15 protein-coding genes, 4 tRNA genes and 1 other RNA gene are annotated in these 21,998 nt (G+C 44.9%); 16 read left to right on the top strand and 4 right to left on the bottom strand.

What is annotated here, in order from left to right:
- Nucleotides 1-2: 2 nt before the first annotated feature.
- Nucleotides 3-1,298, bottom strand: a complete 1,296-nt coding sequence (locus ACMXYP_RS14610) for a PqiA/YebS family transporter subunit (RefSeq protein ID WP_415882364.1) — start codon at nucleotides 1,296-1,298, stop codon at nucleotides 3-5.
- Between the two features lie 169 nt (nucleotides 1,299-1,467).
- On the opposite strand from ACMXYP_RS14610, the gene ACMXYP_RS14605 reads away from it, so the two are divergent.
- The 4 genes from ACMXYP_RS14605 to ACMXYP_RS14590 all read left to right on the top strand — a co-directional run bounded on the left by ACMXYP_RS14605 (nucleotide 1,468) and on the right by ACMXYP_RS14590 (nucleotide 7,262).
- On the top strand, nucleotides 1,468-2,946 hold the full coding sequence (locus ACMXYP_RS14605) for a glutamate-cysteine ligase family protein (protein ID WP_415882363.1): 1,479 nt from the start codon (nucleotides 1,468-1,470) through the stop codon (nucleotides 2,944-2,946).
- 37 nt (nucleotides 2,947-2,983) lie between these two features.
- Nucleotides 2,984-4,012 (top strand): succinylglutamate desuccinylase/aspartoacylase family protein, encoded by a 1,029-nt coding sequence (locus ACMXYP_RS14600; RefSeq protein ID WP_415882362.1) that lies wholly within the window; start codon nucleotides 2,984-2,986, stop codon nucleotides 4,010-4,012.
- 192 nt (nucleotides 4,013-4,204) lie between these two features.
- Nucleotides 4,205-6,388: a putative bifunctional diguanylate cyclase/phosphodiesterase gene (locus ACMXYP_RS14595; RefSeq protein ID WP_415882361.1), complete on the top strand. Its 2,184-nt coding sequence runs from the start codon at nucleotides 4,205-4,207 to the stop codon at nucleotides 6,386-6,388.
- A gap of 139 nt (nucleotides 6,389-6,527) precedes the next feature.
- Nucleotides 6,528-7,262, top strand: coding sequence for a glutathione peroxidase (locus tag ACMXYP_RS14590; RefSeq protein WP_415882360.1), 735 nt, complete (start codon nucleotides 6,528-6,530; stop codon nucleotides 7,260-7,262).
- 104 nt (nucleotides 7,263-7,366) lie between these two features.
- Here ACMXYP_RS14590 and ACMXYP_RS14585 read toward each other — a convergent pair whose 3' ends face one another.
- The 3 genes from ACMXYP_RS14585 to ACMXYP_RS14575 form a co-directional block, all read right to left on the bottom strand.
- Nucleotides 7,367-8,203, bottom strand: a complete 837-nt coding sequence (locus ACMXYP_RS14585) for a S1 RNA-binding domain-containing protein (RefSeq protein WP_415882359.1) — start codon at nucleotides 8,201-8,203, stop codon at nucleotides 7,367-7,369.
- A gap of 183 nt (nucleotides 8,204-8,386) precedes the next feature.
- Complete coding sequence (locus ACMXYP_RS14580; RefSeq protein WP_415882358.1) at nucleotides 8,387-9,727, bottom strand: DUF1329 domain-containing protein; 1,341 nt, start codon at nucleotides 9,725-9,727, stop codon at nucleotides 8,387-8,389.
- A gap of 28 nt (nucleotides 9,728-9,755) precedes the next feature.
- Nucleotides 9,756-11,669: a DUF1302 domain-containing protein gene (locus tag ACMXYP_RS14575; protein WP_415882357.1), complete on the bottom strand. Its 1,914-nt coding sequence runs from the start codon at nucleotides 11,667-11,669 to the stop codon at nucleotides 9,756-9,758.
- A 282-nt stretch (nucleotides 11,670-11,951) separates the two neighbouring features.
- Between ACMXYP_RS14575 and ACMXYP_RS14570 the strand changes: the two genes are divergently transcribed.
- From ACMXYP_RS14570 to ACMXYP_RS14515, 12 genes are all read left to right on the top strand, one after another.
- Nucleotides 11,952-13,010 carry an AraC family transcriptional regulator gene (locus tag ACMXYP_RS14570; protein ID WP_415882356.1) on the top strand — a complete coding sequence of 353 codons (1,059 nt, stop codon included), beginning with the start codon at nucleotides 11,952-11,954 and terminating at the stop codon, nucleotides 13,008-13,010.
- Nucleotides 13,011-13,217: 207 nt separating this feature from the next.
- Nucleotides 13,218-14,996, top strand: a complete 1,779-nt coding sequence (locus ACMXYP_RS14565; protein WP_415882355.1) for an acyl-CoA dehydrogenase — start codon at nucleotides 13,218-13,220, stop codon at nucleotides 14,994-14,996.
- A 40-nt stretch (nucleotides 14,997-15,036) separates the two neighbouring features.
- Complete coding sequence (locus ACMXYP_RS14560; protein ID WP_415884681.1) at nucleotides 15,037-16,686, top strand: electron transfer flavoprotein-ubiquinone oxidoreductase; 1,650 nt, start codon at nucleotides 15,037-15,039, stop codon at nucleotides 16,684-16,686.
- A 177-nt stretch (nucleotides 16,687-16,863) separates the two neighbouring features.
- Nucleotides 16,864-16,951: transfer RNA gene (locus ACMXYP_RS14555), tRNA-Ser, on the top strand.
- Nucleotides 16,952-16,968: 17 nt separating this feature from the next.
- Nucleotides 16,969-17,044, top strand: a tRNA-Asn gene (locus ACMXYP_RS14550).
- Nucleotides 17,045-17,055: 11 nt separating this feature from the next.
- Nucleotides 17,056-17,131, top strand: a tRNA-Lys gene (locus tag ACMXYP_RS14545).
- Nucleotides 17,132-17,172: 41 nt separating this feature from the next.
- A tRNA-Lys gene (locus ACMXYP_RS14540) sits at nucleotides 17,173-17,248 on the top strand.
- 38 nt (nucleotides 17,249-17,286) lie between these two features.
- A non-coding RNA gene (locus ACMXYP_RS14535) (RtT sRNA) lies at nucleotides 17,287-17,410 on the top strand.
- Nucleotides 17,411-17,665: 255 nt separating this feature from the next.
- Nucleotides 17,666-18,598 (top strand): diguanylate cyclase, encoded by a 933-nt coding sequence (locus ACMXYP_RS14530; protein WP_415882354.1) that lies wholly within the window; start codon nucleotides 17,666-17,668, stop codon nucleotides 18,596-18,598.
- A 343-nt stretch (nucleotides 18,599-18,941) separates the two neighbouring features.
- Complete coding sequence (locus tag ACMXYP_RS14525; protein ID WP_415882353.1) at nucleotides 18,942-20,579, top strand: sensor domain-containing diguanylate cyclase; 1,638 nt, start codon at nucleotides 18,942-18,944, stop codon at nucleotides 20,577-20,579.
- Between the two features lie 340 nt (nucleotides 20,580-20,919).
- Nucleotides 20,920-21,363, top strand: a complete 444-nt coding sequence (locus tag ACMXYP_RS14520) for a hypothetical protein (RefSeq protein WP_415882352.1) — start codon at nucleotides 20,920-20,922, stop codon at nucleotides 21,361-21,363.
- A 91-nt stretch (nucleotides 21,364-21,454) separates the two neighbouring features.
- Nucleotides 21,455-21,844, top strand: coding sequence for a hypothetical protein (locus ACMXYP_RS14515; RefSeq protein ID WP_415882351.1), 390 nt, complete (start codon nucleotides 21,455-21,457; stop codon nucleotides 21,842-21,844).
- The last annotated feature ends 154 nt before the right edge of the window (nucleotides 21,845-21,998 follow it).

Here is a 21,998-nt window from a genome sequence, read left to right as displayed (position 1 = left end):
AATTAAGTTGCGTCGTCCATTAAGTCGGTCAGAGGTTCTTGTCCATGATTGATGGCGCGTATTTCTGTGTCGCTCAGGTTATCCCAAATTAAGCGGGGGTCAAAGCTGATCGCCGATAACATAGTTAAAATCACCACGCTGGCGAAGGCGATGGTAGCAATGCCGGGTTGAATACTGACTAGGCCGCCCAGCTGTACCAGTGCAACTAAAACCGCGACGACAAAGACATCGATCATCGACCAGCGACCAATCAGTTCAGTGATGCGATACATCCACATCCGTTCAGTTAATTTGTGTTGGTGTCCCGCTTGGACACTATAAGCCAACCAGAAAATCATTAGCATTTTAGCAATCGGCACCAAAACACTGGCGATAAAGACCACCAGTGCGATCGGGTATGATCCATGCTGCCAGAGCAAAACCACACCGCCCATTATGGTACTGGGATCTTCTGAGCCTAATAGGGTGGTATTCATGATCGGATAGATATTGGCCGGTAGATAAAGAATTACAGCAGTAATCAGGTATGCCCAGGTTTTCTGCATGCTGTAGGGGATGCGTGGATGCAGTTTGCTTTCACAGCGTCGGCAATTTTGTTCGTTCGCTGGGTGGAGCAGATCACAATGATGGCAACTGATCATGTCTTGCTTTAAGGCACTGCCTTCTGACACTTGTATTTTGGTGCGTTCAATACCGGCGCAATGATCTAGTTGATGCCACAACTGCAATTTGTCGACGGAGGTGATCGTTGCGATTAGACAGATTGCAAAGAGTACATAAGCCCAGAATGACATCCCTATGACTAAGTCGGCCATTCCTGCGATCTTAACTAAACTCACTAAAACGCCGATAAGAAAAACTTCCGCCATGCCCCAAGGGTGCAAGGTAAACAGTAGCCGCGTGACTTGGTACATCCAGCGCCGACTATGATTGAGTTTTAACGGAAGCAGAATAGCCAAGTAGGCACTCAGCAGCAGGGCAGGGATTAGAATAATAAAGCAGAGTAGTAATAAGGCGAGTATGGGGAAGCCTAACTGGAGTAGGTCAAATCCGCTTTGTGCTAGAGATACTTCCTGTTCGCGGCCTTGGGATTTAAAGGCTAAAAACGGAAATGGCAGCGATAGAAATAGAAAAATCAGTGCGCTAATGGCAAACGCGATAGCACGATCAATACTGTTGGGTACTTTCGCTGTCAGTTGATGTCCACAACGTCGGCAGTGTGCTTTTAACCCGGGTGATAGATCAGGGATCTCCTGAATCAGGTCGCAGCAGTGGCAGGCAATTTTTTCTACGGACATTGAAAATTATCAGCTCAATCTGATGGTTTCGTCGATTTTACCCTAAACGCTTTCATCTGCGAATTTCCTAATATCTTCATGAATTCGGTCCTAATCAGTTCAGATTGGTAGGAATGGGCAGAGCTAGCTAATCTTAAAGGGATTGAATGAACTTTTCCTGAAGGGGCTTATGGGACAAGAGATTAGTTCTCATAAATTTAGTGAGCAGGCTTATAGCCAATTCAGAACGCGTTTAATGGAAAATCTAGACGGGCTGAAGTCGATGTTGAATCGGCCCGGTTTTGGTTGTGGGCCATCATCCATAGGCGCTGAGCTAGAGTTATATCTGGTAGATCAGCACGGGAGGCCGCTAAGTTTAAATCGCGAAGTGATTGATCGTAGCGGGCATAAGCAACTAGCGTTGGAGTTGAACCGCTTTAATCTCGAATACAACTTAAAGCCGGTTGCTGCAGCAGGCACACCGTTCAGCCAGATGGAAAATGAGATGGTTAGTGCCATCGAATTGGTGAACCATCATTTATCTGCTGAACAAGGGCAAGCGTTGCCTATAGGAATTCTGCCGACGTTAAAACGTAGTGATTTTGGCTTAAAGGCTCTCACTGATGAATCGCGTTTTTACGCATTGACCCAAGCACTACAAAAGCTACGGGGCAAAATGTTCTGTATCAAGATTGAGGGTGACCCTCCTATTTCTCTGCGCTCTCGGGATGTTTCATTAGAGGGAGCCAATAGCTCCATGCAGGTTCATTTTCGAGTGAGCCCCGAGCGTTTTGCCTGTACGTTTAATGCCCTGCAATTAGTGACGCCGGTAGTGGTTGCTCTAGCAGCGAACTCACCGTTTATGTTGGGGCATAAACTATGGCATGAGACACGTATTCCCTTATTTAGGCAGGCGATAGATGGGCGCTCTCATGAGGAGTGTGATCGAGGTATCCCGTCTCGTGTCGATTTTGGTAACGGTTGGGTTCGCGAGGGGGCTTATGAGCTCTTTGCAGAGATGGTGCATCTGCATGAGCCGATACTGCCGGTTATGGGTGACGAAAATACCTTAGAGGTTATTAAAAAAGGTGATGTCGCCTCGCTACAAGAGTTGTGCCTTCATGCCGGTACGGTCTGGCCTTGGAATAGGCCGGTTTATGATCATAAACAGGGTGGGCATTTGCGAATTGAGCTTAGGGCTCTACCCGCTGGGCCGACGCCTTGTGATATGGCCGCAAATGCCGCTTTTGCATTGGGAGTTGCCAAAGGGCTGCAGGAACAGATGGATGAAATCATCCCTGCAATGCCATTTAGTGTGCTGGTTAAGAACTTTTATTTGGCGGCAGAAAAAGGTCTGCAGGCGGAGCTGATGTGGCCAGTATTAAGTCAGGCAGGTGGACTTAAAAAGTTAAGTATTGCTGAGATTTTTCAGGAGTTACTGCCCGTTGCTTATGCTGGATTAAATGCCTTGGAGATTGATTCGCAAGAACGGGATCACTATCTATCTGTGATTAAAGATCGTGTTGATACTGGGGTCACAGGAGCCTACTGGCAACTACGTGAATACCAGCGCTTATATAAAAAATTAAATCACAATCAAGCGCTTACTCAGATGGTGCAGTGTTATATGACGTTGTCAGCCACTAACGAACCTGTAGTGGGATGGTAGCTATTGTGGAGATACTTTATATGGAAGGGAATAGGATATGAGAACGCTGATAAATCCTACTTCTGAGCAACTATTGGATAGCCCTGAATCGTTCTTAAAAGAAATGGGCGAGGCGGTAATGATCTATGTCGAGGGTGAGCGGAGCGAGCGGACTCGTGGTTTAGTGACCTTGCTGCATGGAAATGAGCCCTCAGGCCTTAATGCGCTGCATAAATGGTTAAAGCAAGAGCAAAAGCCGCTGTTTAATCTGCTCTGTTTTATACCCTCTGTTTCCGCCGCTATTTTGGAGCCTATGTATAAAAATCGTGTATATCCGGGGCAACGGGATATGAACCGTTGTTTCTTCCCGCCTTTTACGGATGCACCGGGGCAGCTTGCCGAAGAGATCTTAGAGTTGTTTGAGGAGTATCAACCCGAGTGCATCCTCGATATACATAACACTTCAGGGCACAGTCCTGATTTTGGCGTGGTGACTTATGTGAGCGAAGCCCATGAGGCACTGGTTTCATTATTTAGTGAGCGTTTGGTGATCACTGATTTGAGATTAGGGGCATTGATGGAGCGCAGCACGCGTCGTTGTCCCGTAGCGACGATTGAGTGCGGTGGTGCGAAAGATCAAACGGCCAATCAGATCGCTTGGCAAGGTTTGCAGAAGTTTATCTATCAAGAAGAGGTGATGCAGTTAGAACACGGTCATCATTTGGATCTTTATCGTCAGCCTGTTCGCCTAGAGCTAAAGCCGGAAACGACCATCGCTTTTGCTGATAGCTATGTTATCGGGACTGATCTCACTGTGCCCTCTCAGTTAGATGAGTTTAACTTTGGTGCGGTGGAACGAGGGACTTTAATTGCATGGCTAGGAGGAAGTGCCTGTAAGCAGAATCTAAAAGTTCATGACGCTGAAGGGGCTGATGTTTTTTCCCGCTTCTTTGAGATTAAGGGCAATCTTCTTGTCACTGCTCAGCCGCTAAAGCTCTTTATGATTACGACAAGGCCTGATATCGCTCTGAGTGATTGCTTGTTATATGCCGCGGCTGAAACTGAACATGAGGTGGTGGATACCTAACCAATTGAAAAGATTAAATTTACCTGTATTGTGAATGCTTGTTCAAATATGATTATGGCCAACGAACAGTTAGTTTGGATCTATTTATTATGTAGCTGTAAAGCTGTATAACTATGGTCTTATGACATCTGATGAATGGTTACACTGATCAAAAAAGTGGTTGGTTGATCAAAAAGAGAGCTTGTATTACTCATGGTGCACCAGATTTTAAAGTCACTAACACAAAGGCCTTTCGCTTTTTCTGCGATTGTTTTTGGTGTTGTGATGATGGTGTCGGCTTTCTTTGTTAGCCATGAATTTGAACGTATCCGCGAAAATATAAAACATCAAGCCTTTGTAAATCTTTTGACCTTAGGCGCTCGGTTAGAGGGTGAGGTTAATGCTCATCTCGTTGTTCTGCGAGGGCTTAGAGCAGAGGTTGCAATCAATTCCGATATCAACCAGTCAGAATTTTCTCGTCTAGTTGATGAATACCTCCAAACAAAATTAAGTATACGTCACATTGTACTAGCTCCTGATTTGGTGATCACCAATATTCATCCTTTCACGGGTAATGAGGCTGCATTAGGTGTGGATTATCGAGAAGCCCCCGATCAGTTGCCTGCAGTGATGGAAGCAATTAAACGCAATGAAATTATTTTATCTGGCCCATTTGAGCTTGTTCAGGGAGGTTCGGGGTTGATTGCCCGAGTTCCTGTGTTTATTGGTGAGGACCGGAATCTTCTTTGGGGACTTGTATCTGCGGTAATAGATGATGAGGATCTATTACAAAAGGCAGGGATAGATATTCGTCTTTGGGGCAATGATATTGCGTTGAGAGGCCGTGATGGTTTAGGTGTTGATGGGGATGTGTTCTTTGGAAATGAGGCTACATTCCATCCAGATGCCGTGACGGTCGATGTTATTTTGCCGCTGGGCCGTTGGCAATTAGCTGCTTATCCTCAAAGCGGCTGGCAGGTTAAAAATAGGCAGGTGCTTGGATATTGGTTGATTAGCTTGTTGGTAAGTTTTGTTTTGGCAATGGGTACCTATTTAATTGCCATTAACTATCGAGAAAAACTGCAAGCGATTGAAACTGCGACATACCGAGCTAACTTTGATGCCTTAACAGGTTTGTCTAACCGTTATCATTTTGGTCAGCAGCTTCAAGCGATGATCTACGATCACCAGCGCCATAATCACATGTTTGCGTTGTTCTTTATTGATCTAGATTACTTCAAAGAAGTGAATGATAACTGGGGGCATCATACTGGTGATGAGTTGCTACGTCTGTTTGCAGGACGGATGCAGAGTATTGTTCGCAACGATGATTTACTTGCTCGTTTAGCGGGTGACGAGTTCGTGATCATTTTGCGTGATATAGAATCGGCAACACAGGCTGAGCTCCTTGCCGAGAAATTACAGATGGAGTTGGGTGAACCTTACCTTATCGACGGCCAGTACCTCTCTGTTACTCATAGTTTAGGGATCGCTATGTATCCCGAAGATGGTCAAAGCATGCAGCCGCTATTGCAGAATGCTGACCGTGCAATGTACGCCGCAAAACGTGCGGGTAAGAATAGAATATTCTTCTTCAATAATGCGTTGAGCCAAGAAGTAAAGCAGCATGTTCAGACGCACAATGAAATATTGGCTGGTTTGCGTGAAGGACAGTTTGAACTCTATTTACAGCCTATTGTTGCTTTAGGTGTACAAGAAATTGCCAAATGTGAGGCGCTTGTGCGCTGGATTCATCCTGTTAAAGGTACAGTTTCACCTGCAGAGTTTATTCCTATTGCGGAGCAGACGGGAGCTATTCGGAGTTTAGGTGAGTGGATCTTAGATGAAGCTTGTCACCTGTCTGGTAAATTTAAACATGCGGGAATAGATATGCAGATCTCTATCAACCGATCTGTTGCTGAGTTCTTCCCTAAAGATGCTGACGGTCGCTGGTTGCAAATTATTGATGGTCACGATGTCGACCATAGTAATTTAGTATTCGAAATTACCGAATCCTTACTTATGGGAGGGGGCGATAACCAGTTAGATAAGATCAAACGTTTGCGTGAGCAGGGCATCGCTTTCTCTATCGATGATTTTGGTACGGGATATTCGGCAATTAATTACCTACGTCACTATCCGGCGGATTACTTGAAGATTGATCGTAGCTTTGTGATTGATCTATTGGATGACGAACAAGATCGAACGCTGGTTGAAGTAATCATTAAGATGGGCCAAACCCTAGGTATCAAAGTGGTGGCTGAAGGTGTCGAAAATCAGCAACAACTTGATATGCTCCGCGAGTTTGGTTGTGACTACGTGCAAGGGTATTTCCTTGGGCGTCCAGTTCCCTTTGATCAATTCTTGGAATACCTTCCTAAAGAGATTCACTCTTAATTATTAAACCGAAAATCAATCTATAGCTTTGGGCTATCGGTTGGTTAGTTTTGTTTAATTATTTTTATTCAACGTTTTTGCCTATATTAACTCTAACGAAACGCAAGTCATCCAGACGCGACACATAGAGGAATAAGTCATGCTACAGAATAGCGAAGGTAAGAATATCCCAGCAGTTACTTTTCACACTCGTCAGGGTAATGAGTGGGTTGATGTAACGACTGCAGAGCTTTTCAAAGGTAAGAACGTAATCGTATTCGCACTACCAGGTGCATTTACACCAACATGTTCTAGCACGCATTTACCTCGCTACAATGAACTTGCACCGGTTTTCGCTGCAAATGGTATTGATGACATCATCTGTCTATCAGTAAACGATACATTTGTAATGAATGCTTGGGCTGAAGATCAGCATGCGGACAACATCACTTTTATCCCAGACGGTAATGGTGAGTTCAGCGAAGCGATGGATATGTTGGTAGATAAAGATAACCTAGGTTTTGGTAAACGTTCATGGCGTTACTCCATGCTAGTGAAAGATGGCGTGATCGATAAGATGTTTATCGAGGCTGATCTTCCAGGCGACCCGTTTGAAGTATCTGATGCTGATACCATGCTGGATTACATCAATCCAAAAGCGGAACAGCCGAAACGCGTAACAGTATTGAGCAAGCCGGGTTGCCCACATTGCACACGTGCTAAGAAAGCGCTATCTGACAACGGTTACAAATACGAAGCGATTGAGCTAGGTAGCCACGGGGTAAGTTTCAGCTCCCTACAAGCTGTTACAGGCCGCGGTACTACACCGCAGATCTTCATCGATGGTGAGTTGATTGGAAGTGCTGATGATCTTGAAGCGTGGTTGAAGGGATAAGCCGACGTTTTTAGAAAGATTAAGGATGAACAGGAGAAACAAAAAAGCCGTAGTAGATCTGCTACGGCTTTTTCATTTCCTCTTATTTTTCAATAAGAAGGTACTTAATCATTTAAACGCAAGCCACCGGGTTCAATGGTGATCTTGCCTTGCTTTAATAGTGCGCCAACCGCCATTTTGAAAGCCTTTTTACTGATGCCAAAGTGTTTGTAGATCACTTCTGGAGAGGACTTGTCGTTGATGGTGATAAAACCTTCCTGCTCATCCATCATATCTAGGATCTGTTGAGCGGTATCAACCACCTTGCTGTATCCAGGCTTTTGCATGGAAAGGTTGATCTTGCCGTCCGCGCGTACTTCTTTGATGTAACCTTTAAATTTCTGACCAGGGTAAACCGTTTTCAATACATCGCTACGGAAGATTAGGCCCCAGTGCTCGTGGTTAACAATCGCTTTTTGGCCTAAATCGGTACGATTAGCTATGACTAGCTGTACTTCTTCACCTGCTTTGTAGCTAGCAGGGGTCTTATCCAAAAATTTATCTATCTTGGTGGATGCCACAATACGGTTGGTATTTTTATCCAGATATAGACGCACCAGGTAGCGTTTGCCTACTTCAACTGGGCGGTTCTTTTGTTCGCTGTAAGGCAGCAAAACATCTTTGGGAAGTCCCCAATCTAAAAATGCGCCTACATCGTTTATCTCAGATACTGGCAGCATAGCGAATTCATCGACAATGGCTTTCGGCGTTTCCGTGGTCGCGATCAGATAATCGTCGGTATCTAGGTAGATAAATACGCGGATACTGTCGCCGACTTCTAAATCTTCTGGGCAGTAACGTTTAGGTAGAAGTATTTCGCCCAGTTCACCTGCATCCAGATAAACGCCAAAATCTTTCTCTTTGATCACTTCCAGAGTGTTATATTTGCCGATAGCGGCCATGGGAAAACCTTTCGATAATGAGTAGATGGAGCAGCATTGCTGCTAAGCACCGTATTATCCTAGTCCATCGCTCAATATAAAAGCTCTAAATCGAAAAAAGCCTCCTTAAAAATAAGGAGGCTTTCTGCGTATCAGAATAAGATAGGATTATTCGTTTACGCTACTTGCTTGCATGGACCGGGTTTATTTACCCATGCGGCGGATCGCCTGCGGGGTAAAATCTTTATGTTTAAAGCGTTGGCTAAAGTCGAAGCCATTACCTTCTTCGTTGGTCAAACTACCCACCAGGTAACGACCAGATTGAAGATCATAGAGCGCTTCAGCAGTAAGCCAAGGCACATTTACATCACGGTATTGGAACTGGTGGGATTCACCTACGCGCCATAGCTCGCCCCGACCGTCGTAGTGATCGACTACAGCAATCTGCCAGCTATCTTCATCAATGTAGAACGTACGCTTAGCGTAGATATGACGTTCATTATCTTTAAGCGTTGCTTCTACTTTCCACACGCGATGTAGCTCGTAACGTGTTAGTTCTGGATTCATGTGGCCAGGTTGAAGAATGTCTTCATACTTTAATTCACGATCAGCTAGCTTGAAGCTGTTATATGGGATGTAAAGTTCCTGTTTGCCAACAAGGTTCCACTCGTAACGATCAGGTGCGCCGTTGAAAAGGTCAAGGTTATCGGTCGTACGTTGTCCATCACTGGCGGTGCCCGGTGCGTCATAGGCAATCTGAGGTGCGCGACGGACACGACGTTGACCTGCATTGTAAGTCCAGGCCTGACGAGGTTGCGTAATCTGGTTCATCGTTTCATGAACGAGTAATACGTTGCCGGTTAGGCGAGAAGGTGCTTTAACTCGCTGTACAAAGTAGAACAGGATGTTGTCATCTTTGTTAGCGTCAGAACCGCCTTCTAAAGCGCTCGGCCAAGACATCTTTTCGTTAATTTTTACCGCAGTAAAATTACCGTTAGCTTGCACAGGTACCTGCACAAAAGTCCTTTCCAATGCACCACCACGATAGCGAGTCATATGGTTCCAGATAACTTCTAAACCGTTTTCTGGGATTGGGAAAGGGATTGCCGTTTCAAAGCCTGATAGGCCGTTGCCGCCATCGGTTAGTTCTGCGCTGGAAGCATTCTGTTTTGCTGCAGCATAAACATCTGCTGGTAATGCGGCTGTACGATGGGTTGGGTACACAGGGATAGAGTAACTATCAGCATACTTCTGCAACATCGCCATCTGTCCGGGTGTAAGATTATCCTTGTACTGATCAGCATTGGCTGCAGTGATAGTGAATAGTGGCTTTTCGCTTGCAAAAGGATTGCTGTATCGATCAGAACCACTTTCTAAACCCCCGGTCCATGCCGGAATCGTACCTGCTGCATTACCCGCTTTTTCCGCACCGATCGGGGTTAGTTGATTGCCCAATTGAGCTACCTGCTCAGGCGTTGCGGCATAAACGCTTGCCGAGGCAAAAAAAATCGCCGAGCTCAGCAGAAGTTTCTTGGTATTAAACATAGTGTATATCTCCATTTATCTGCTGATCTTAGAAAGAAACGGATGCGCTAATTGATAGGAAATCACGATCTTCTATAGAGTTAAAATCTCCACCGAAGAAGTCAGTATAAGAAAGCTGAACCTGATACTTATTCAGGTAATCAGCGGTCAGGCTCAAACCAAGTGTTTTCTCATCTTCATTAAATGCAGCACCTGGCTGAGGGCCATAACCTTCTAAACCGTGCTTAAAGCTGATTTGTGGCGTTAGGTTTACACCGGCAAAAGCGTTTGGATAGTTTAGGTTAGCGCGCAATACGTAACCGTAAGAATCTTGAGTTACGAAGCCATCTGTATCACCTGCAGCATACCCGAACGCACCGTTACGACCGTATTTAAGCGCGTTGGCACTCTCATCCAAATCATGAACGTGAGTCCAGGCTAATTCACCTACCATGGTTAAGCGACTAGCACCTAATACTTGATCGTAGAATTTAACAAAGCTTGTTTGGACTTGGGTTACATCGAATGGAGTAAAACCAGATACTTCACCGCCAGCACCCGCTGATGCGATTAGATTATCGGCTGCAGTATTACCAACACCTCCAACGTTTTGTTGAAGAATCGCGCCTACTAATAGCGGTCCGTTTATCTGAACAGGAACGTCGGTTTTATGGCTGATCTCACCCGACCAAGCAATATCACCAATATTGGTATTAAAGCTTAGGCCGATCATTTCGATATCTTCGGGATATTCAACGAAATATTCAGAATCGAATGCTGCTACTATAGCTGCTGCTGCGGGGCTCACACCGCCGGCAATGGTGGGTAGATCGGCTGCAGATACTGAGGAGTTAACACCACTCGTTACTGGTAGTCGGCTATGATAACGAGAGAAGTATAAACCGAACTCGGTATTATTCAGTTCTTCTGAAAAGTAGCGTAGTGCTATACCAAACTGGCCATCGTCATCGGCTTCTCTGCGGCCATCTTCATGTCGATTAACAACAGGGTTAATCGCTGTTCCAAGATCTACCCCTGACAATGCCCATACACCGCCTGTACCTAAGTTGTTAAAGTACTCTTGATCCGACACGTTCACACCTAATAACGCAGATAGAACTGGGTCAGTGGTTTGTATCCGAATGCCGTCGCAACCCTCTCCAACGAAGTCATTGTTGGAGAAATAGGTACCACAACCGTCTATCGCTGTTGGTTCCCATTTAAGTTGGTAGAAACCTTCAACACTTAGATTGTCTGTTAGGCCTAGTGACGCAAAAGCCATATTTACTGGAAGTAAGCCTTCTTTAACCTCAGCGCCAGGGCGTCGGAAAGCATTAACATCAAAAGGGTTAATCGCGTTTAAGCCGCCTTGAATAAATGTGCTTTCACCCCAGTTAACAACTTGGCGACCAACACGTACATCGAGTGGTTTTTCGCCTAAATCAAATGCACCGTACCAGTAGGCATCCAATACTTCGAAACCGCCGAACTTGGCGTAATCGTTAAATCCAGAATCGTCTAATTCTGCGCCGGGATCATAAAGGTTAGGCGAGTGGCCATGGTTTCTGGAACCGGACTCCAGTTCAGCGTCGTACCAGTATTTAGCTCGGGTAAAAACGCCCATATTTTCATAGCGTAGTTCAAGGTCGTGTACACCTTTCACGATTTGAGAGAAGGTTTCACCTTTATCGAAGTTCTGGTTACCGTCATCGTAACTACCTGAGCCAAGGCTAGTACCACCATTTCCTTGCGAAATTAGCTTTGAAGATGCGTCATCCATACGCCAGCTCGCTCCCATTGAGATCTGAGAGTCAAAGCGACCTTCAATATCACCCAGATTAAATTCAATTGCTTGAGCCTGATTTATGCCTACTGCACTACCAATTAGTAACGGCAGTAGTTGGCGTGTAAACACCGAGGATGGTTTTTTGCTGCGACGCAAAATCCGGTTTTTTGTTGCCATTTCGTTCACCTAGCGTTGTTATTTTTTTAAGGCGCAAATTGTGTTTTCTATCTAAATCCATTGCGGCTACTCGGTAGGTTTATAAAACGGGCTCTACAGAGTAGTTACAGAGTCTTTAACGCTATCCATGTTCACTGGGTTAAGAAAATCTCTCAATAACAATTGAGGGCAAAGTTATTAACAAAATAGTTCGTTAGCTTGAAATTATTAACATAATAGTTCATGAATAAGAAAGGGAAGTGCGTTTCATCAAAAAATAAGAACAAAATAGGTTAGAGAGTCATGGAGCGTAAAATTACCGTACCCGCAGGGTACGTCCGTCACTTATTACAATTAGTTGAAGAGCAAGGCTTCAGCGTTGAACAGCTGTTGACCCATGTCGGTATCGACCCGGCCGAAATTGGTAATCAGACAGAGTTTCCAGCGGATAAGTTTGGTTTGCTCTATCAGCGTATTTATTACATCGCTCAAGACGAATATTTCGGAATGTTGAGTGGCGGCAAGGTGCCAAATGGGACCTTCCGTATGATGTGTCATTGCTTGATTCACTGTACAACGCTTGAGAAAGCGATCTACCGTGCCAGTGATTTTCATGAGATCTGTCGCGGCACAAAAGTTAAACCCTATCTGGTACGCAAAGGACGTTTTGCCAAGGTTTCGTTTACTACAACAGATGCCGCTGAAGTCTCGATGGAAGAGATTTTAAAAGACGAAATTCCGGGGCGTATTCGAACCTCACTGTCGATGTGGCAGCACTTTTTGTGCTGGTTGATTGGTAAAAGGTTAGAGCTGAAAGCAGCCTATTTTTCCTTTGCTGAGCCAGACGATGTGGCGCAATACAAAACCCTTTTTCAGTCAGAAGTTAAATTCGATCAGCACGATAATGCCATCGTTTTTCCTGCGCGCTATTTGGATTTTCCGATTGTTCAAACTCCTGAGACTTTGCGTAGTTTCTTAAAAACAGCCCCTTATCAGCTAATCGTGATGGTGGATGATGACACCAGCTTGAAGTCCCAAGTAGTGGCTCTGATTGGTAAGGACTTTAGTCAGGATCTGCCAAGTGCTGAAGAAGTAGCGTATCGACTGCATATGTCAGTATCGACACTGCGGCGTAGATTGCTGGAAGAAGATACTTCCTATCAAAAGATCAAGGACGAGTGTCGCAAGCTAGCTGCGCTTAACTATATGAATTCCCCGCAGTTATCGATCAATGATGTTGCGGGTCTGATGGGGTTTGAAGAGCCCTCCGCGTTCTTTAGGTCATTCAAAAAATGGACAGGTATGACTCCAGGGGAATATCGGCGTAGTGATAGCTATTGCCAGCAATTAGCTGATTCTTAATGCTATAAATTGGCCCTAATTATAGGGCCTTTTTTGTTTATAGAACGTTTTTGTTAGTCATTGAGGTGTGAATTGTTATTGCTGGATATGGGCGCTGGAACGATTATGTTAATAGCATTTCCCAATGTGAATTAACGTCGAGTTATTACAATAAAAAGCCTGAACCAATCTAAGCGGTAAGCAGGTTAAGACGGAGCAAGTTATACAATGAGCGATTATCGATACCCGTATCAAGATGGTGTTTTTGTCTTGAATGAGCTGGTGGGGTTAGAACAGATTTGTCATTCAGCAGGTCTAGAAGAATTTGCTGAAGGCTTGGCTGAAGCGGTTTTAGATGAGGCTTCTAAGCTAGGCACGGAACAGCTTGCTCCTCTAAATGTTGTTGGTGATCAGCAAGGTGCAAAATTAGTTGATAACCAGGTACAGGAAACGCCAGGTTTTTCTGATGCCTATCAGCAGTTTTGTGAAGGTGGCTGGCCATCGCTTGCGGCTAATCCTGAATTTGGAGGTCAGGGTCTACCTAACGCACTCTCTGTTGCGGTTAACGAAGTGTGGCAGTCCTCCAACTTGGCTTGGGCTTTATGTCCTCTGCTGACTCAGGGCGCGATTGAAGCGCTAGAAACTCATGGCAGTGAACTGCTACAGCAGCACTACCTTCCTAGGCTGATCAGTGGTGAGTGGACGGGCACTATGAACTTAACCGAACCTGATGCAGGTACCGACTTGGCAGCCCTGAAAACGCGTGCTGTACCAGAAGGTGATCACTACCGAATTACTGGCCAAAAGATTTTTATCACCTGGGGTGATCATCAGATGACTGAGAATATCGTTCATCTGGTATTAGCGCGTTTGCCTGATGCACCTGCGGGTGTAAAAGGGATCTCTCTCTTTGTTGTGCCTAAATTTTTGTTGGATGAAAACGGCCAAGTAACTGATCAACGTAACGATGCATCGGCTGTGGCGCTAGAGCACAAGCTCGGTATCCACGGCAGTCCTACCTGCGTGATGAGCTTTGGTGATAACGACGGTGCCATTGGTTACTTGGTAGGTGAGGAAAATAATGGCCTCGCATGTATGTTTACCATGATGAACGATGCGCGCCAAGGCGTAGGTCTACAAGGTTTAGCTATCTCAGAACGCGCTTATCAACAGGCGTTAGAATACGCCAAAGAGCGTGTTCAAGGCACATTAAGAGATGGTTCTCGCGTTACGATTATGAAGCACCCTGATGTTCGTCGCATGCTGTTGCAGATGAAATCAGGTATTCAAGCTATGCGCGCATTAACTTATGTTGCTCGCGCCGAAAGTGATCTTTGTCAGCATGCTCAAGATAGTGAACAACGCGCTAAACATCAGGCGCGAACTGATCTTCTCACGCCGATTGTTAAAGGCTGGGTGACAGAACTGGCTCAAGAGATGACCTATCTTGCGGTGCAAGTGCACGGCGGTATGGGCTTTATCGAAGAAACAGGCGCTGCACAGCATTATCGCGATGCGCGTATTCTGACGATTTATGAAGGTACTACCGGTATTCAGGCTTTAGACCTGATCGGTCGAAAAACTTTGGTAGATAGTGGTGCTGCACTCACTGATCTACTGAGCGAAATTGCTAGCGATCTTGATCAGATCTCCGAACCTGAACTGCAAGACCTAGTTAGCGCGACCCGTGATGCCCTTGCCCATGCAGAAGACGCTAAAAAATGGGTATTGGAAACTGCGAGTAAAGATCCAGCTGCAGCAGGTGCAGCCAGTGTCAGCTTTATGATGTTGCTTGGTTATCTTTGTGGGGGTTGGTTATCGGTTAAATCAGCCAGCATCGCCCAAGCTAAGCTAAATGATCCTGAAAGCGATCAGCCGTTCTTAGAAAGCAAAATTGTATCGACACGCTTTTATGTCGAGCAGCTGCTACCACGTACGTCAGGTCTGTTGAGCGCAGTCATGGCAGGTGGTGATGCGGTGATGCAGCTATCTGAAGAACAGTTTTAAGTAGACGCCATATAGGTGAGAGAGGTGAGTTATGAGTGATATGGCGCGTGAATCAATGGAGTTTGATGTAGTCATTGTTGGAGCCGGTCCTGCTGGATTATCCACAGCCTGCCGTTTGATGCAGCAAGCTCAAGAAGCGGAAAAAGAACTAACGGTTTGTGTGGTAGAAAAAGGTTCTGAAGTTGGAGCACATATTTTATCGGGCGCAGTGATTGAATCGCGGGCTCTGGATGAGCTGTTCCCTGATTGGAAAGAGCAGGGTGCACCGTTAAATACTCCGGTGACCGAAGATCAGATCTTTATGCTCAAAGATGAGCAAAAAGCCACCCAAGTCCCGAACATGCTGGTTCCTAAAACGATGCATAACAACGGGAACTACATTGTTAGCTTGGGTAATTTATGCCGTTGGTTGGCAGAGCAGGCTGAGCAGCTTGGTGTGGAAATCTTCCCTGGCTTTGCTGCAGCTGAAGTTCTCTACCATGAAGATGGCAGTGTAAAAGGCGTGGCTACCGGCGATATGGGACTAACTGAGTCTGGTGAGCAAAAAGATAGCTATATGCCGGGTATGGAGCTGCATGCTAAATACACGGTGTTCTCAGAAGGCTGCCGTGGGCATTTAGGTAAAGAGCTGATAGAGCGCTTTGATCTGGCAGCAGATGCCGATGCTCAACATTATGGCTTGGGTATAAAAGAACTGTGGGATATTGATCCTGATAAGCATAAGCCCGGTTTAGTTGTGCATGGCTCAGGCTGGCCATTGAGTGATGGCGCGAGTGGTGGTTTCTTCCTCTATCACACCGAGGGTAATCAAGTGGTTGTTGGCTTGATTATCGATCTGAACTACTCCAATCCATATTTAAGCCCGTTTGATGAGTTTCAGCGTATGAAGCATCATCCCGTTTTAAAACAGTACCTAGAGGGCGGCAAGCGCGTCTCCTATGGTGCTAGGGCGATTACAAAAGGTGGTTTTAATGCCCTGCCTAAAATGACCTTCCCAGGCGGCATCATTGCTGGTTGTAATGCCGGTACGCTTAACTTCTCTAAGATTAAGGGTACGCATACGGCAATGAAGTCGGGCATGTTGGCTGCAGAAGCGATTTTCGATGAGTTAACTCAGTCGGGTGAGGGTAGTAAAGAGCTAAGCGGTTATGCGCAGAAGTTTGAATCTTCTTGGTTGTATGATGAATTATTCCGCTCACGTAACTTTGGCCCTGCGATGCATAAGTTTGGTCCGTTGTTAGGTGGGGCCTTTAACTACATCGATCAGAATATCTTTGGTGGCAAAATTCCATTTACGCTGCACGATACTCATGCAGACTATGCTCAGCTGAAGCCTACTTCTGAGTGCAAAGAGATTAGTTATCCAAAACCTGACGGCGAGATCAGCTTTGATAAGCTCAGTTCGGTGTTCCTTTCAAATACCAATCATGAAGAAGATCAGCCGTGCCATCTTCAGTTAAAGGATGAAAGTATTCCTTTAGGTTCAAACCTATCAACCTATGCTGAACCTGCGCAGCGATATTGTCCTGCTGGGGTGTATGAAGTGGTTGAGGATGAACAGGGGCAAAGATTCCAAATAAACTCGCAAAATTGTCTACACTGTAAGACCTGCGATATTAAAGATCCGGCCCAAAATATTAAGTGGGTAGTCCCAGAAGGTATGGGCGGGCCAAATTATCCAAATATGTAGTTTGTAGAAATCCGGTGAGGCGTGTTTATCCGGTTGTTTTTTAATCGTTTCTGGTTAATCTTTAGTCGAATTTCCAGAAACTGAAAAAACTTTGAAAAATAATCAGTTTTTTTGAAAAAACAGTACGTAATTAGTTGACACAAAAACTCATTGCGATAATATACGCGCCGTTCCTGCGGAGGGATGGCTGAGTGGTCGAAAGCACTGGTCTTGAAAACCAGCGGTCCGAGAGGGCCCTAGGGTTCGAATCCCTATCCCTCCGCCATTTACTGGAACAGCAGTTCCCTGATAGCTCAGTTGGTAGAGCAGTAGACTGTTAATCTATTGGTCGCTGGTTCGAGTCCAGCTCAGGGAGCCATCTTAAGAGTTGGGTCGTTAGCTCAGTCGGTAGAGCAGTTGGCTTTTAACCAATTGGTCATAGGTTCGAATCCTATACGACCCACCACTCTTAAACTTCTTTAGCGAAATTCTTTCGCAATCTTATGTGGGTCGTTAGCTCAGTCGGTAGAGCAGTTGGCTTTTAACCAATTGGTCATAGGTTCGAATCCTATACGACCCACCACTTTAAGAATCCAGCCTTGAGCTGGTTTTTTTATGCCCAAAAAATACTCGTTGTATAGGATGAGAACCGTTAAAGGTTCGATTCGGAGGGCGAAGCCTGTAGAAAACAGCGGAGCTTGCGGCGCTGGCCCGCAGGGCATTAGTAATCCTATACGACCCACCACTTTAAGAATCCAGCCATGAGCTGGTTTTTTTATGCCTGAAATTCAGCACGGCTTCGCCGCTTAGGGCGCCACTTCGTGGCTAGAGGACGCAGCTGCGCTGCTAGAGGACGGCTGCGCCTAGAGGTTGCTTTGTTAATCTCTATCATTGGCGATCCTAAATTTACTGAACTATTGATCCAGCTCTGACTCTATTTCTTGAATAACTGCTAAAGTTAGTGAGTGGTTTATATACAGTTGTTTCTTTAGAGGGTTTTATGTTGCATCCTGACCAGTGGGTAATCGAGGAAAAGGATGATCTGGTGCCATTGGATAAGTGGCAGAAAACAGTGGATGTGATGGCGCGTATCTTTCAAGCGCCTGCGGGCTTTATCGTTCAGTATCGGCCGAAAGGCTATCAGGTGGTGATTGCCAGTGATCAGGAATCGAATCCATACCCAGCGGGGGTAGAGATTGCGCCGGATACCAATATTTTTTGTAAAAAAGTCGTGCAGGAAGGGCATGAACTATATGTCAAAAATGCCCAAGAGGATTCTGCCTGGGATACCAACCCTGAAGTTGCTAATGATGGTTTTAGCTCCTACCTAGGTTTGCCGGTGCAGTGGCCATCAGGTGAGCCGTTTGGAACCATCTGTGTTATGGATTTTGAATCCACCGATTACCGTTCTGAATACTTAGATCTGGTGAGTGAATTTAGGGATCTAATCGAAGCTGATCTGCGTCTTCTTTCTCAGTATGAAGAGATCTCCAATCTTGCAATGACAGATGAGCTGACTGGGCTCTATAACCGTAGAGGTTTTATGTCTGTCGCAACGCATTATTCGGTGCTTGCTAAGCGCACTGGAATATCTTTAGGCTTGCTCTATTTGGATCTGGATGGTCTGAAAGGGATAAATGACCAACACGGCCATAACTCGGGAGATCAAGCTTTAAAGCACTTGGCAGAAGCTATACGAAGCTCTGTAAGGGAGAACGATATCTCAGCGCGTATGTCAGGCGATGAGTTTGTTGTACTTGCAGCTGCAGAGACTCAGGCTGACTTAGAAAAAATCGCCGAACGTATTAACCAAAATCTTAAGAAAAATAACCTCGGTGTCAGTATTGGTAGTGTGATATTGCAAGGTAATCAGGCTATTGAGTATTGGTTGGAGCAGGCTGATAGTCGGATGTATCAGGAGAAAAGTGGCTAGGTTTTAGTTGCTAGTTGCTGGGAAAGGACGCCGCTTCGCGGCTAGAGGACGGCTTCGCCTTTTAGGACGCCACTGCGTGGCTAGAGGACGGCTTCGCCTTTTAGGACGCCACTGCGTGGCTAGAGGACGGCTGCGCCTAGAGAAAAAGCGTGAGTACAGGGTTCTTCTATCTTATTTCGGCAGTTATATTTTCCTCCCTTCTAGCTATATCAGTTTCATAATGCCTGTAAAATAAAGTTTTATTTTATCAGCTTGTTTGTCGTCTTTTGCTCCTTAGCTATTGAGCGTAAAAGTAAATAATACAGTTATACTTATCTTAAAGTTGCTATAGGCCATATTTCATATGGGTACTGATCCTAAGCCTCTCTCATCAAGCTTGAATGATATCGATGGATCGATTCTCAGTTATATAAATGATCCGGTTTCTATCGTAGATAAGGATTATATCTACCGTGCGGTAAGTCGTGGCTATGAACTTATGTTTCAGCAGCCTGCTTCAGAGATTATAGGCACCCACGTAAGTGACCTTCATGGCCCCGAAGTATTCAACGGTTTTTTGAAGCCTGCATTAGATAGAACACTGGCGGGGGAATCCTTTGAGTTTCAATTTTCTAGACCTGGCCCAGACGGTAATCTCATTCATATTTATAGCAAGCACTCGGTTTATAGTGGTCCTTTGACGGAAGGCTTGGGTGTGGCAGTTGTGGCCCGAGATATAACTGAGCTAATAAATGCAACGCAAAAACTAGAAGAGGAACGTGTTCTTCTAAAAAAAGAACGAACTCTGCTTAAGAACATAATAAATACGCTACCGGACTTTATCTTCGCCAAAGATGATGAGGGTGTATACCAGGTAGTGAACCGCAGTTTTGAAGAGTTCATTAATAAGCCTTTGAGTGAAATCATAGGCAAAACTGATGCAGACCTTATGTCCAAGGAGTCAGCGGGCTATGTTCGGGGTATAGATGCTCAGGTTTTGAAGACCGGAGAGGCTCACAGGGATGATGAATGGGTTACCTATGAGGATGGTAGGCGTCGATTACTGGACATGCATAAACTGCCATTGGTAAATGAAAGCGGTGAAGTAAATGGGGTTTTGGGTATTGGCACTAACGTTACCTTTGAAAGTCAGGCGGAGCAGAATCGTCAAATAGCTTCGGTATTCTTCGAAGTGACCAATAACCCCTGTTTTATTCTAAATGCTCAGTCTGAAGTATTAGCTGCAAATTCAGCGGCTCAGAGGGCATTTGATTTAGATGAGAGGCCGGAGGGTTCCGTATTTGATTATTTTTTTGATGCAGCAGGTGGCAAGTGCAGCCTTGAAGAGTGCTTAGGAAGTAATCACTATTGGAGCGGGGAGCTCTGTGACAACAAGAATAGTACTTATTTTGCTTCGCTTCATAAGGTTGCTGCCCACTCTAAGCTAGCTGATCGATTTGTCTTGGTTTTTCAAAACCCAGAAGATCATACTCAGGTTGCTCAGGAGTTGCTGACAAAAGCTTATGAGGATCCCCTTACTAAGCTGCCAAATAGAAGGCTATTCTTTTCAAAATTAGAGAGCGCTCTAATTCGCGCTGAACGTCAGTTGAAAAAGATAGCGGTACTGTATATTGATCTTAATAGCTTCAAGCCTATAAATGATAATTTTGGGCACGAGGTTGGAGATAAGGTCTTAATTGAGTTAGCTGGAATCCTAACCTCTTGTTTAAGAAAAACAGATATCGTTGCTAGGATTGGCGGTGATGAGTTTGCTGCACTGGTCGACACAAACTCATTGGAAGAAGCTAAGCTCATTGTAAGTAAGATTCATCAAACTATAGAAAAATCATTCTCTGTAGAGCAATTACCCAATCATAAAATCAGTGTCAGTATTGGAATCAGTTGTTTTCCAGATGATGCAGGCGCAGCTGAAGAGCTATTACGCATTGCTGACCAAGATATGTATAAAGCGAAGCAGAAATTTAAGTCTCAATCTGTTTAGGACGCCGCTTCGCGGCTAGAGATCGGCTTCGCCTTTTAGGACGCCACTACGTGGCTAGAGGACGGCTTCGCCTAGAGAAAGAGATGGTGTTGTTGTAGCTTCTGCTTTGTGCCAAAAGCGGACACTCAATGTTGATTCGAATGACAAGCTAAGACATAGTTATAGTTCTAAAGGAAGTGAATACCCCAACTCGTACTAGGTCGTTTTTATCGGAGGAAAATGGCAGTGCTGTCTAAAAGCTATTTAGATTCAATTCATTACAGTCATTTCGTTTTTCTACCGTGTCAGAAAAATACGCACGCTTGTTGTTAAAATGTTAACTTTCCAGTAGAGATCGAGAATGACCATTGATATCGAAAAGCAAAAAGAGAGATTCGATTCATTCCGTGAGGAAAGAATGCCAGTGCTTCACGATTTTTCACAAAAGTTAGGCTTTCAGAATGCACATGAAATCCTGATCAATCCGGTCGCTTTTCTTGAGCCAATAAGCAGCTGGCTATCCGAGCAAGACATCTCAGAGGATGCTAAGAACTGGATTGTTGTTAGAATTGGCTATTTCATTGGAGAGCTATTTGTTGAAAAGCATGGTGGTTGCTGGAGTGTTTGCGAGGCTCCGGGCTCTCGTTACTATGGACACTATGTTGTTGGTGAGTTCTCATCATTCAATAATTCAAATGCTCTGTTTGCGCCTATGGAAGCTGCCTTTGAGCTCGCCAATCAGCCAAAAGGCCGTTCACTATCCGCAATCGTAAATGAAATTGAGGCAGGGCTAAGTGGTCTGTAAAAAGTTAACAAGTTTAGGCAAGCGGACAAATTACTACGCCTTCGGCTGCGTAATTTGCCGTTACTAAAGGCGTTAAGCCTATGGAGAGAGTATGGGAAGACTTGTAACTTGCGATGAAGACTATGTATGGAAATATGTCTTCGGTGAGCAAAATTCAGAGCTGTATCGAGTACCACAGGATGTTGGAGTGGGCGAGCATCACTTCGTTAAATTTGATGAAGAAAAATTAATGAATGAAGATATTCAAGAGTGGATTCCTGTTGATCCTAATGCAGAAGAATTTGAGGCAGAGGTTTTAATTCTGTCTGCACAGGATCTCGAATATATTTCCAAATACATTGAAAACAACACCAAACAGCCAACTTTCCTTCAAAAGCTATTCGCAAAGAAAGAAGAACCTGACTATTTCATAGCTATGTTAGATGCTTTTGTAGAGTATGGTATTGGCAAAGAAGAGATAGAGCTGGTTGGTGCAATATAGGTTTAACAAACACATCAAAAATCGCTCTACTGGACGTCGCTGACGCTCCGACTTTTATATGGGCGTTAATGTCTGGTATGTGTCGATGACGGACACTCCCAGCGTTATATTTGCTCCTGAGCACTTAAAATAGTTCTAGTCTGTTCATGGTTTC

Source organism: Neptuniibacter sp. QD34_54 (assembly GCF_047778055.1).
In the GTDB taxonomy this organism is placed as follows: Bacteria; Pseudomonadota; Gammaproteobacteria; order Pseudomonadales; family Balneatricaceae; genus Neptuniibacter.
This window is presented reverse-complemented; position numbering and strand designations above follow the sequence as displayed.